The 12054-nt window shown below is 46.6% G+C and carries 13 protein-coding genes; all 13 read right to left on the bottom strand.

The genetic code is table 11. From position 1 onward, the window contains the following. Positions 1 to 25 precede the first annotated feature (25 nt). The 13 genes from GQS64_RS04135 to GQS64_RS04075 all read right to left on the bottom strand — a co-directional run bounded on the left by GQS64_RS04135 (position 26) and on the right by GQS64_RS04075 (position 11946). Complete coding sequence (locus tag GQS64_RS04135; RefSeq protein ID WP_077991133.1) at positions 26 to 580, bottom strand: invasion associated locus B family protein; 555 nt, start codon at positions 578 to 580, stop codon at positions 26 to 28. A gap of 108 nt (positions 581 to 688) precedes the next feature. Then, positions 689 to 1219 carry an RNA pyrophosphohydrolase gene (locus GQS64_RS04130; RefSeq protein WP_077991131.1) on the bottom strand — a complete coding sequence of 177 codons (531 nt, stop codon included), beginning with the start codon at positions 1217 to 1219 and terminating at the stop codon, positions 689 to 691. 209 nt (positions 1220 to 1428) lie between these two features. Further along, complete coding sequence (locus GQS64_RS04125; protein WP_077991129.1) at positions 1429 to 2739, bottom strand: S41 family peptidase; 1311 nt, start codon at positions 2737 to 2739, stop codon at positions 1429 to 1431. Further along, positions 2729 to 3994 (bottom strand): murein hydrolase activator EnvC family protein, encoded by a 1266-nt coding sequence (locus GQS64_RS04120; RefSeq protein WP_246798485.1) that lies wholly within the window; start codon positions 3992 to 3994, stop codon positions 2729 to 2731. Before GQS64_RS04120 ends, GQS64_RS04125 begins: the two co-directional genes overlap by 11 nt. Before the next feature lie 101 nt (positions 3995 to 4095). Next, positions 4096 to 4578 carry a 23S rRNA (pseudouridine(1915)-N(3))-methyltransferase RlmH gene (gene rlmH, locus GQS64_RS04115; protein ID WP_198230704.1) on the bottom strand — a complete coding sequence of 161 codons (483 nt, stop codon included), beginning with the start codon at positions 4576 to 4578 and terminating at the stop codon, positions 4096 to 4098. Between the two features lies 1 nt (position 4579). Then, positions 4580 to 4942, bottom strand: coding sequence for a ribosome silencing factor (gene rsfS / locus GQS64_RS04110; RefSeq protein WP_225868172.1), 363 nt, complete (start codon positions 4940 to 4942; stop codon positions 4580 to 4582). A 203-nt stretch (positions 4943 to 5145) separates the two neighbouring features. Further along, entirely contained in the window at positions 5146 to 5739 is a 594-nt protein-coding gene (locus GQS64_RS04105) for a nicotinate-nucleotide adenylyltransferase (protein ID WP_077994452.1), read from the bottom strand. A gap of 26 nt (positions 5740 to 5765) precedes the next feature. Next, complete coding sequence (locus GQS64_RS04100) at positions 5766 to 7025, bottom strand: glutamate-5-semialdehyde dehydrogenase (RefSeq protein ID WP_198230703.1); 1260 nt, start codon at positions 7023 to 7025, stop codon at positions 5766 to 5768. A gap of 151 nt (positions 7026 to 7176) precedes the next feature. After that, positions 7177 to 8301: a glutamate 5-kinase gene (gene proB, locus GQS64_RS04095; protein ID WP_198230702.1), complete on the bottom strand. Its 1125-nt coding sequence runs from the start codon at positions 8299 to 8301 to the stop codon at positions 7177 to 7179. A gap of 6 nt (positions 8302 to 8307) precedes the next feature. Further along, complete coding sequence (gene obgE, locus GQS64_RS04090) at positions 8308 to 9330, bottom strand: GTPase ObgE (protein WP_198230701.1); 1023 nt, start codon at positions 9328 to 9330, stop codon at positions 8308 to 8310. Positions 9331 to 9333: 3 nt separating this feature from the next. Then, the gene (locus GQS64_RS04085; protein WP_198230700.1) at positions 9334 to 9624 is read right to left on the bottom strand and encodes a hypothetical protein; all 291 of its coding nucleotides are present in this window, start codon (positions 9622 to 9624) and stop codon (positions 9334 to 9336) included. A 190-nt stretch (positions 9625 to 9814) separates the two neighbouring features. Next, on the bottom strand, positions 9815 to 10537 hold the full coding sequence (locus tag GQS64_RS04080) for an RlmE family RNA methyltransferase (RefSeq protein ID WP_077991118.1): 723 nt from the start codon (positions 10535 to 10537) through the stop codon (positions 9815 to 9817). Beyond that, positions 10534 to 11946 (bottom strand): Ppx/GppA phosphatase family protein, encoded by a 1413-nt coding sequence (locus GQS64_RS04075; RefSeq protein ID WP_246798484.1) that lies wholly within the window; start codon positions 11944 to 11946, stop codon positions 10534 to 10536. Before GQS64_RS04075 ends, GQS64_RS04080 begins: the two co-directional genes overlap by 4 nt. Between the last annotated feature and the right edge of the window lie 108 nt (positions 11947 to 12054).

The raw sequence follows: 12054 nt of genomic DNA, 5'->3' as shown, positions 1-12054 counted from the left end.
GATTAAACAGCCGAATGTCTGCTGCTTATTTCTTAAGTGCTCCCAAACGATCAAGTGCCGATCCGAAACCGTCAAGCTGAACAAAGAGATTGTCCAGAACCTGTTCTCCATTACCGGCAGATGTTGCTTTGACGTTCAGTTGTTTGCCACTGCGCAAGCCGGCAATTGATGTTTTGTCAAAGGCAACAGGTACGATACAGCCAACCGGCATACATGTGCGAACATTTGTTTCAATCACAACCTTGGTGTCGTCAACCTGAAGCTTCACCGGTTTGGAAACCAGAATACCGAAAGGCACAACCAGAACGCCGGATACATCGCCGTTATTATTGGTCGACACATTCATGCTGATAACCGGCTGGTTCTGATTATTGACTTCCTGACGAAGAAGAGCACACGCTTTTTCACCATTTTGCACAGCGCAATTGACAGTCCACAAACCATAGGTTTCAGTAAGCGACGACGCACCATTCGGCAATGTAGCAGAACCCGGTTTGACCTCCTTATCATTGGCGGCCTGAGCCGAAAAACTGGAAAATAGCAGACCGACAGCAAAAAAGGAGTAGAGTAAACCCTTCATTTGAATATTCTCTTCCGAATTATTTATACCCAATATTTAAAATTCTGTTTACCCGTATAAAGGATGTCAGTCTTTCAAACCAGACAATTTTTCTTCCAGCTTACTATATTAACAAACAATATGCCTGAACTGGGCAACAACTTTTTCATATACAGCTTGTTTAAAAGGCACGACCATCATCGGAAGAGCTTCGAGATCCACCCACTTCCATTGGTCGAATTCTGCTGCATTGTTTTCCGGCGGCGGATTGATTGCTATTTCCTTGTCATCACCCAAAAAGCGGAAAGCAAACCATTTTTGCGTCTGTCCACGATATTTCCCTTTTAAAGCAATACCGACAAGCTCTTCAGGCAAATCATAAGTGACCCAGCCCTCTGTTTCCTCGATCAACTCTATAGAGTGAACACCGGTTTCCTCGTAAAGTTCGCGTTTGGCCGCATCAATCGGCTCTTCGCCCTTGTCGATACCTCCTTGTGGCATTTGCCAGATTTTGGAAGCACCTTTAAGCTCGCTTAACCTGTTTGTAATACGCCGTCCCGCCCAGACTTGGCCGTTTTTGTTGAACAAGGCTATACCGACGCATTTACGATAAGGCAAATCCATCGGTTTTTTTTGTTTCTCACTATCACTTTTTGTCATTATCTTACCAATATCCTACCAATATCCTACCAACCGCATTGTTCGTCCGAAATTCTATATAAACTCTATAACGGTTTCAAAAAAACCAACAACATCAATTTATATTTTTGAAATTACCTCTGCCCGTCTAATATTGATAATATTCAAAGCGTAATATTAACGGCACATTTGCGCAAATAAAAAGCGCGTTGGACGCGCTTTTATTCCGTTCAATTGGGAACGCCTTTTTGCGGGTTCGGAGGAAAGGCGGCATTTGCCATCTCGCCACGAAGCAATTTATAGGCTTCATTGAGCTGGATATCGTCTTTCGGATCCTTTGGAACAAAGGCGGCAGAGCCTGATCCCTTATCATCCTCCTGATTACCCTTGATATGTCCTTTCAACTCGGACTCACCCAAGTTTACATCATAGCCTTTATATTCATCGGGCAATGGTTGATCCACCTTGATATCCGGTGTGATCCCCTTCCCCTGAATCGAGGAACCTGAAGGCGTATAGTAAAGAGCTGTGGTCAAACGTAGAGCGCCGTTATCGCCAAGCGGAATAATTGTTTGCACCGAACCTTTGCCAAAAGATTGTGTGCCAAGAATTGTCGCACGGCGATGATCCTGCAAAGCACCGGCAACAATTTCGGAAGCACTGGCCGAACCACCATTAATGAGCACAATCAAAGGTTTGCCGTTGGAAATATCGCCGGGTTTGGCATCAAAGCGCATAACTTCCGCCTGATCGCGACCGCGCGTTGAAACGATTTCCCCTTTGTCAAGGAACGCATCCGACACACTCACAGCCTGATCGAGCAAGCCCCCCGGATTCAAACGCAGATCCAGAACATATCCTTTGAGCTTGTCGGCAGGAATTTTTGACTGGATGTCTTTAATGGCTGCTTGAAGGTCATCGTAAGTTTGTTCGGTAAACTGGATAAGACGCAAATAACCGATGTCACCCTCGACACGATATTTGACGGCCTTGACCTTGATAATATCGCGAATAACAGTGATTTCCAAAGGTTTATCCACGCCATTGCGAATGATAGTCAACTTGATCGGCTTGCCGACTTCGCCGCGCATTTTGCTGACGGCATCGTTCAAAGTCTGCCCGCGCACCTGTTCATCATCAATCTTTGAAATCAGGTCTCCGGCCAAAACCCCTGCTTTCGAGGCAGGCGTATCATCCATTGGAGAAACAACCTTGATAAGATCATTTTCCATTGTGACTTCAATGCCCAAGCCACCAAATTCACCTTTGGTGGAAACCCGCATATCCTTTGCCTCTTCGGCATTCATATAGGATGAATGGGGATCAAGCGAGGTCAACATCCCGTTGATTGCATTTTCAATGAGCTTTTTATCGTCCGGCACTGTTACATATTGTGCCCGCACACGCTCGAACACATCGCCAAAAATAGCAAGCTGCTTGTAGGTGTCGCCATCACTATTAGCTGCAAAAGATTGCATCATAATCATTGAACTTGCGCCAAGCAGTGCACCGGCGGCTAAAACGGTCAATTTACGAATCATTCTGGTTCCTTCCCGACTTACCAGCTACCCACCACGGTGCCGGACTTACAGGTTTACCTTGTTTTCTGAATTCAATGTAAAGCATCGGAGTGCTTTTGCCTATATCCAAAGAAGCCGCACTAGCAATTTGTTGACTCCCCATTGTGCCTACCGGCTCACCTGACAACAAAAATTGCCCCTGGGCAACATAAATCTTGTCCATTCCAGCTAGCAATATATGATAATTTTGTCCGGTATCAAGAATAACCAACTCGCCATATGAACGGAAAGGCCCTGCATAGGCAACCACTCCGTCGGCCGGTGCAGTTACGATTGCTCCGGGTTGGGTTTCAACTGTATCACCGAGAGCTGCCCCGTTATTAGCACCGAACTTCTGGACGAGCTTACCGGCAGCCGGCAACATAAGGCTCCCCTTTTTTGCCTCGAAATCCAGATTTTGCAACAAACCGGCATTTTCAACTGTTGTATCGCTACCCGTTGTCGCCTGGCGCGATTGCCGGTCAAGTTCGGCTATCAAATCTTCAAGAGATTTTGCTTTTTCGGAAAGTTCCTGAACAGTTTTTCTTTGTGTCGTCAATTCGCTTTCGGAAGTCTTTTGCAATTTTGCTTTTTCTTCAAGCAACAAGGCCAATCGCCTTTGTTGTTCGACCTGCAATTGCACCTCACTCTTCATCTTCTCATGTTCAGCCTGTATGGCGTTTTGCACTTTGGTCAAATCTTTCAGGCTTGCCGAAAGTGCCAGCGTTTTCTCTCGCATTTCCGGCACGAGTGTTCCCAAAAGTGCGGCACTGCGCACCGACTTGAGTGCGTCATCAGGCTCGACCAGAATAGCCGGAGGCGGATTAAGCCCCATCCGTTCGAGGGCTGCCAGAACTTCGGAAAATTCAGCCCGTCGACTTTCAAGGTTCTGGTTGACCTTCGACTTTTCATCAAGCAATTCTTTCAGCTTGACTTCGCTATCGGCTATTTTTTGTGAACTCTCCCGTTCATTCTTTGCCGCTTTGACGATTTCGCCCGTCAATGTTCGTTGATCTTTTTTCAGATTGTCAACCTGACTTGCGAGTTCCGCCATTTTTTGTCGCGAAATCGTCATTGTCTGACGTATGTCATCCAAAGCTTTACCGGCGGCTTCCTTATTTGCATCCTGATCTGCAAAAGCTTTGAAAGCCGGATAAAACAAGGCACAAAAAACCATGGCCCCCGCCAATAGATGCGGGATAATTTTCGTACCATCTCCGATGACAAAACGTGACATTTTTCCTATTGAAGTTCACTCAAATCCAAAACAACAAAACTAGACTGTTTACCCTAAGATCATGTTAACACAAACCGGATTTTTGATTGCGCTTTATATATTCAGATACGATGATAAGGATGACCGCTCAAAATTGTTGCGGCGCGGTAAAGTTGTTCGCTAAGCAAAATGCGGGCAATCTGATGCGGCCATGTCATGGCACCGAAGGATAATAGCAAATCCGCGCGCTGCCGCACTTTTTCGCAATGTCCGTCGGGACCGCCTAAAGCAATGGTCAAATGTTTGCTTCCGCTGTCACGAAAATCTTCCAGTATTTTCGCAAAATGAACCGATGTCATCGATTTTCCGCGTTCGTCAAGAACGATAAGCCGTCCCCCTTCCTGCAAGGAGCCGAGGAGTTTCTCACCCTCTTCTTCCATTCTCTGGCTCGCATTTTGTAATCGGCTTTCGACAATCTCATGGACAGTGTGAAAATTTAACCCCAAAGATGGAGCCAATTTGGAAAACCTGTCGAAATAACGGCTGACGAGTTCGCTTTCCGGTCCTTTTTTCATACGACCAACGGCAAATACCGAAATTTGCACGTCAATTTTCTCCAATTCTCAAAGCGACAGCGTCATCATTTTCCGGTTGTCCCCACATCTTTTCGAGATTGTAGAATTCCCGTGTTTCGGGGCGAAACAGGTGAACAATAATGTCACCAAGATCAATCAGCACCCAATCACACTCGCTAAGGCCTTCTACTTTGGTTGGACCATTATTGAAATCTTTGACCGCATAAAGGAGATGGTCGGCCAATGCCGAAACGTGACGTTGTGAGCCGCCCGAAGCAATCACCATGTAATCGGCTAATGGAGAACGGCCACGCAGATCAATCGTAACAATATTTTCGGCCTTTGTATCATCAAGACTGGTCAAGACCCGCTTTAAATTGTTCTCGACAATCAAATCCGAACCGGCATTGCCTGCATTGTCTTGCGCCCCAATGCCTTTTCCTGATTGCTGTATCTTTGAAGTTTTTAGAGATTTTTTCAGATTATTCACCTTTTGAACCCGAATATGAATTCTTGTTTTTCGTTTATAATGGTTACAGACTTAATGTTTTTTTTCAAGGAAAATCGGCATTTTCCGAAGCGTTTCGACGTTGTCTCTCAGCCCTTGGATGACTGTTTTTGCCGCAGGTCGGTTGAAGACGCAAAAGAGCGTCGGCCATGGATATATCCCCATGCGGGAGGTTTTTTATACGGCAATGCGGCTACATCATATTCTTTAACACGGAATTTCCGGAATGTTTCCGCCATAGGTGAAAAAAGCGCCGACATCGAAGCTGAAGGGCGGTCGATAATAGCGATCGGAATGGTATTGACGATTTTCTTCCATTCCTGCCATTGGTGAAATGTCGCAAGACTGTCGGCACCCATGACCCAGACAAAGCGGATATTGCGATGGCGGGCAAGTATGTAGGAAAGCGTTGTAACAGAGGTGTAGGATTTGATCGACTGTTCAAAGCCGGTAATTTTTATCCGCGGGTTGTCGACAAGTTCGGCACTTAACCGCATTCTTTCATGAAGTGGCAAAAGCCCGCTTCTGTCTTTCAGAAGGTTTCCGGGCGTCACCATCCACCATAATTCATCAAGTTTCAACCGGCGAAGCGCAATTTTGGCAACCAGCAAATGCCCTTCATGTGGCGGATTGAATGACCCGCCAAACAGGCCTATCCGGTTGCCGCTTTCACAATGCGGCATTTTGTTTTCATATCGGAAAACGTCATTCAAGGGCGTATCTGTCCGTTACCGTTGACATGATATTGAAATGTCGTCAATTGTTCGACACCGATCGGACCACGTGCATGCATTTTGCCCGTTGCAATACCGATTTCTCCACCGAAACCGAACTCGCCACCATCGGCAAACTGTGTCGATGCATTGTGCATAAGTATAGCTGAATCAAGACTTTTGAAAAACAGTTCAACCGCCCTTTTATCTTCGGCAATAATCGATTCCGTATGGTGGGATGAATAACGGTTGATGTGCTCTATAGCACCCTCAACACCCTCTACTGTCTTGATTGATACAATGGCGTCAAGATATTCGGTTGACCAGTCTGCTTCTGTCGCCAATCTGGCACCGGGAATTTTATCAACGAGATCTTCGCTTGCACGTATTTCGCAGCCTGCCTGTTGCAGTGCAATAATAACCGGCACAATCTTGTCGGCAATTTTCCTGTCAACAAGAATGGTTTCAACGGCACCACATATCCCTGTGCGGCGTAATTTTGCATTAATGACGATCTTCTTTGCCATATCCAGATCGGCAGATTTATCAATATAGATATGGCACAAACCTTCAAGGTGCGAAAACACAGGAACGCGTGCTTCCCGTTGCACACGTGCAACAAGACTTTTGCCGCCTCTGGGAACAATAACGTCGATATTGCCATCAAGTCCGGTAAGCAATTCACCCACCGCATCACGATCGACTGTGTCGACAAACTGGATTGATTTTTCAGGAAGATTTGCAAACTTCAAACCTGCAACCATTGCTTCATGAATGGCTTTGGATGACAGGAAACTGTCGGAACCACCGCGCAGAATAACAGCATTTCCCGCTTTCAGACATAAAGCACCTGCATCGGCAGTCACATTGGGCCGGCTCTCATAAATAACGCCTATCACGCCAAGCGGTGTGCGAACGCGCTGGATTTGTAACCCGTTCGGGCGCTTCCATTCGCTCATAATTTCGCCAACAGGATCAGGAAGATTGGCAATTGTATGAACAGCATCAGCGATCGACAAAACACGTTTTTCATCCAACAACAGCCTGTCGACAAGAGCCGCACTCATGCCATTTTTTCGTGCGTTTTCTATATCTTTGGCATTGGCCGACAATATATTATCTTTAAAATCGCGGATATTTTTTGCGATAGCTTCAAGCGCTTGCGTCTTCTGGTGCGAGGGGGTAAGCGCCAGCGTTCGGGCAGCCGAACGGGCATCTTTCCCCATCTTCAACAGACTGTCATGCAAACTTGTCATGAAACGCTTCCCTTAATTAAACACATGTCATCCGGTAGTTAGACACATCAAAGCCGATAACTCAATATAAATATAAGCACAATTATTCTTGAGCCGGTTTAAAAATATAACCCGCTTAACGTATAAAACATGACCGTTAAAGTCATTCAGGCTAATTCCGCAAAACCATGTCATTGCGATGAACCATCGCCGATCTTGGTTCGTAACCCAGAACCGTTTCTATTTCGGAATTTTTCAGTCCGATAATACGATTGGCCTCTTCCCGATCATAACTTACAAGGCCTCGTGCTATTTCCTGATTGTCCTTGTCGACGATCGCCACCGTATCGCCATGATGGAAATTACCTTCAAGGGCAATAACGCCTGCGGCAAGAAGCGATTTTCCTCTTTTCAAGGCACGGACAGCTCCCTCGTCAATCGTCAATGTACCCGATGGATCAAGCTGACCGGAAATCCATGTTTTCCATGCACTGACGGGCTTTTCGCTCGCTGCAAAAAAACTCGCTCTCTCGCCACGATCAATAGCAGCCAGGGGATTGAGGCGTTTGCCCGATGTAATAATCATGGCCGTTCCGGATTGATTGGCAATTTTTCCTGCTTCAAGTTTTGTTTTCATCCCCCCCCGCGATAATTCGGACGCAGCCTGCCCTGCCATTTTTTCAATGGCGGGATTAATCGCCCTGATATAGGGAATGAACTGCGAATGGTCGTCAAGATGCGGCGGTGCAGAATAAAGGCCGTCAATATCGGACAAAAGAATAAGGAGATCGGCTCCCATCATTGTGGCAACGCGTGCTGCCAGACGATCATTATCGCCATAACGGATTTCACCGGTTGCAACCGTATCGTTCTCGTTAACAACAGGAACAGCACCCAAATTCAGCAATGTATTGATTGTCGCCCTTGCATTGAGATAATGGCGGCGCTCTTCCGTATCAACGAGGGTGAGAAGAATCTGCCCGGTCATCAAGCCATGGTGTAAAAGTGCCGCGCCATAGGCTTTGGCAAGCTCGATCTGACCGATTGCCGCGCAAGCCTGACTTTGTTCGAGTTTAAGCGAACCTGAAGGCAATTTCAACAATGTGCGCCCCAAGGCAATAGCGCCAGAGGATACCAAAAGAATCTCGACCCCTTTTTTTTCCAATCCGGCTACATCATTAATCAGACTTTCAAGCCATTCGACTTTCAGACCGTGCTTGCGATCGACAAGAAGAGCTGATCCGATTTTGACAACAATCCGCTTATATTGATCGAGCTTTTTTAGTTCCTGCACCATAAATCTCTATTCCCCGGCTGCTCTTTCTGAATCCTCTTTGCGACTTTCTTCGATAATCCGCGCAATGGAACGCAACACAGTTTCGGTTCCCTCATGTGTGACTGCAGATAACAGGTGGACTTTTTTCCCTGATTTTTGTTCAAGTTGTTTTTGTTTTGTCTGTTTTGTTTCTTCATCAAGAATATCAATTTGGCTCAAAGCAACAACTTCCGGTTTTTCCGAAAGCCCGTGACCATAGGCTGCAAGTTCCTCGCGGATAATCTCATACGCCTTGACGACATCCTCTTCCTGAGCAGAAACAAGATGGAGCAAAACCCGACAACGTTCGACATGCCCCAAAAACCGGTCACCAATGCCGATACCTTCATGGGCGCCTTCTATAAGACCGGGAATATCCGCAAGAACAAATTCACGCCCGTCAATACGCACCACTCCAAGATGGGGATGCAATGTCGTAAACGGATAATCGGCAATTTTGGGTTTTGCAGCGGTAACAGAGGCAAGAAAAGTCGACTTTCCGGCATTCGGAAGGCCGACAAGTCCGCAATCGGCAATCAATTTCAAACGTAACCATAGAGTACGTTCGACACCTTCAAGTCCGGGATTGGCACGACGGGGCGCCCGATTGGTTGAAGTGGTAAAATGAAGATTGCCAAAACCGCCATTCCCCCCCTTCGCCAGACAGAATTTTTGCCCGACCTTTGTCAAATCGCAAATCAGCGTTTGATTATCTTCTTCAAAAATTTGCGTGCCGACCGGTACTTTCAATATAACATCGGCGCCTTTGGCGCCTGTCATGTTGCGCCCCATGCCATGCATACCGGTTTTAGCCTTGAAATGCTGCTGATAGCGATAATCTATCAATGTATTGAGCCCCTCGACTGCAACCGCAAAGACATCGCCGCCACGACCACCGTCGCCACCATCCGGCCCGCCAAATTCGAGAAACTTCTCGTGCCGGAAAGAAACTGCACCTGCTCCGCCATCTCCGGAACGGATATAAACTTTCGCCTGATCGAGAAATTTCATTATTCATACTCTTCGTTGGTCTTGGCTCTTCTCATAGCGCAAAGTTTCAAACAACGCCATAGAGACAACATAATTGATAGATGGGGAAATATTTGACTTGCCCGTTTTGTCAATTACAGGCAAAAAGTCAGCACAATCAGTGATTTCGGCGAAGAGAAGCGGATTATGAGACACCTTTTTGCTGCTACCGGTTTTATAAGTTTTAGTAATCTTGCCAATCGTCATAAATGCCGGATTTGCCCTGCTTTTTAAAGCGGGATGAAAAATTCGCCTAATTTCAATATCCGCTACCAATTGGACAGGCATTCAAAAAAAGAAGATAAACCCGATGATTTCAGCATTATTGTTTATACTTTTTGGTTTGCCGACCTTTTTCCGATTGGATTGAAGAAAAAAGTTTCATACCAACCGTTTTTCAAAAAACCGATTTTATAGCGCTTTTCCGGAACAACAAATGCTTCACGCAACAGTCGGATAAACCGGCTCAGGCCGGTTTACCTTTAAACTCATAGGCCAACAAATAAAGTTCCACTGATTCAGCCCTGCTTGCCGGCGGTTTGACATGATAGACTTTTTTAAAATTCTGTTTAAGCGTTGTCAGCAATTCATTTTCTGCCCCGCCTTGGAAGGTTTTGGCAAGAAAATGCCCGCCCGGCTTCAAAACCGATATAGCAAAATCTGCGGCAACCTCGCAAAGGTGAATTGTCCTGATATGATCGGTTTGCTTGTGGCCGATCGTTGGTGCTGCCATATCGGATATGACAAGATCAGGTTTCGCACCTAACGCATCCATAAGCTTTTGGGGCGCAGTATCATCGAGAAAATCCATTTCCAGCATTGTAACACCCGGTAACGGGTCTACATGGAGATAATCAATACCGACGACAGAAGGATGATCGTTGGTGGAGCCGACAATATTGGCTGCCACCTGACACCACCCACCCGGAGCTGCACCAAGATCAATAATCTTCTGGCCTTTTTTCAAAAGATGATACCGTTCATTGATTTCGATAAGTTTATACGCTGCCCGTGAACGATAACCGTCAATTTTCGATTGATGCACATAAGGGTCGTTCAGGTGACGTTCAAGCCACCGCCGTGAGGAAGCTTTTATCGTTCCGGCTTTCTTTTTCACTCTTGTGTGGAGTTCATGCGTACCGGCTCCACCCCGCCCGCCTGCATGTGCACCTGTCCTTTTTGTTGTCATAAACGTTCACTTCCATGATTTTTCCGCAGATAAAACCGCTCGTTCAGATGACGGCGTTTGCGCCAGGCTCCATCGCGTGACATCAATTCGGTCAATATCCCTTCACGCAAACCACGATCAGCCACCCGCAAACGTTCGGCTGGCCATTCTTCCCTGATAACGTCAAGGATAGCGCAACCGGCAAGCACCAGATCGGCCCTGTCATGGCCAATACACGGGTTTGCGACGCGTTCGGCCAAATTCCACGAAAGCAACCGTTTGGTCATACGTTCGACATCATCATTTTTAAGCCAAATACCGTCGATCAGACGACGGTCATATTTTGCAAGTTCCAGATGGATTCCGGCAAGCGTTGTCACTGTGCCGGAAGTTCCGAGTAAATGAAAATGGGGGCTTTTCGCCAAAGCACCCAATTTATCGCGTCCTTTAAAACCTTTTAGCAAAGAGCGAACATAATCTTTCATTTTTTCAAAATCATCGACAGAGACATTTTCCCCGCCAAAACGTTCGGCCAAAGTAATGACGCCAACAGGTAACGATGTCCATGCAATAATATGTTCAGCCAGTCGCGGCGACCGTTTCTTCGACCGGTCGATCAAAACAATTTCGGATGAACCTCCGCCTATGTCAAAAACGACAATTGCATCGGTATCTTCTTCGACTAGCGTGCCGCAACCCGCAACGGCCAATCGCGCTTCTGTTTCGCGATCAATAATCTCAAGATTGATTCCTGTTTCCCGTGCAACCCGTTCGATAAAAACTTTTCCGTTTTCTGCCGATCGGCATGCTTCTGTAGCAATGAGACGACACCGCCTTATTTTTCGTTGATCGAGTTTCAAACGACAAACTTTGAGTGCTTCGATAGCCCGTTCCATCGCGTTTTCATTAAGGCGACCTGTCCGTGCCAAACCTTCCCCCAAACGCACAATACGCGAAAATGCGTCAATGACATGAAAATGGCCGGGTTTCGTTGGAGCAGCTATTAGTAAACGACAATTATTGGTACCAAGATCAAGTGCCGCATAAAGCGGAACTTTCTGCGCGCGAGCGCGCGACGGATGACTATGTATATTGACATCATTTGCGAGAACGCTTTTTGTCTCACGTTTCGACCGGGCATCATCACCTTGTGGTTTGGTCAATATTGGCGTTTTGCGCGAACGTTTTTTACTATGATGGACTTTTTCAGCTCCACCTTCATATGAGCTTTCGCCATGCTCGCGTAATCTACCTTTTTGGCGCCGTTTCGCGCGCTTCTTCTTGGATGAGGGAACAGCAAAAGACCCTGCTAAAGGCGGCACCGTGCCACCATCTTCGTGCCTTTCCAAGCGGTCGTGCAAACCTTTCGCACCATCTCCGCCAGGCTTTCCCCGTTCCGACCCTTTCGGGTTGTCGATCAACGGAGTCATCTTTATCTTTCCTTCAAAGTGCCAAGGAGACATTTTCTCGCAATGGACACTTCATGAGCTATCGTTACCTATAATGTAACAGCGTTAGTCGTTTTTACCAATAGCCGG

This window comes from Bartonella sp. P0282 (assembly GCF_048452985.1).
GTDB classification, from domain to species: Bacteria; Pseudomonadota; Alphaproteobacteria; order Rhizobiales; family Rhizobiaceae; genus Bartonella; species Bartonella choladocola.
This window is presented reverse-complemented; position numbering and strand designations above follow the sequence as displayed.

Bases quoted from the DNA above. Each gene is read 5' to 3' on its own strand.
- GQS64_RS04135 (WP_077991133.1), bottom strand. From the start codon at position 580: ATGAAGGGTTTACTCTACTCCTTTTTTGCTGTCGGTCTGCTATTTTCC.
- GQS64_RS04080 (WP_077991118.1), bottom strand. From the start codon at position 10,537: ATGACAACAAAAAGGACAGGTGCACATGCAGGCGGGCGGGGTGGAGCC.
- GQS64_RS04120 (WP_246798485.1), bottom strand. From the start codon at position 3,994: ATGTCACGTTTTGTCATCGGAGATGGTACGAAAATTATCCCGCATCTA.
- GQS64_RS04125 (WP_077991129.1), bottom strand. From the start codon at position 2,739: ATGATTCGTAAATTGACCGTTTTAGCCGCCGGTGCACTGCTTGGCGCA.
- GQS64_RS04075 (WP_246798484.1), bottom strand. From the start codon at position 11,946: ATGACTCCGTTGATCGACAACCCGAAAGGGTCGGAACGGGGAAAGCCT.
- GQS64_RS04130 (WP_077991131.1), bottom strand. From the start codon at position 1,219: ATGACAAAAAGTGATAGTGAGAAACAAAAAAAACCGATGGATTTGCCT.
- proB (WP_198230702.1), bottom strand. From the start codon at position 8,301: ATGGTGCAGGAACTAAAAAAGCTCGATCAATATAAGCGGATTGTTGTC.
- GQS64_RS04105 (WP_077994452.1), bottom strand. From the start codon at position 5,739: ATGCCGCATTGTGAAAGCGGCAACCGGATAGGCCTGTTTGGCGGGTCA.
- GQS64_RS04100 (WP_198230703.1), bottom strand. From the start codon at position 7,025: ATGACAAGTTTGCATGACAGTCTGTTGAAGATGGGGAAAGATGCCCGT.
- obgE (WP_198230701.1), bottom strand. From the start codon at position 9,330: ATGAAATTTCTCGATCAGGCGAAAGTTTATATCCGTTCCGGAGATGGC.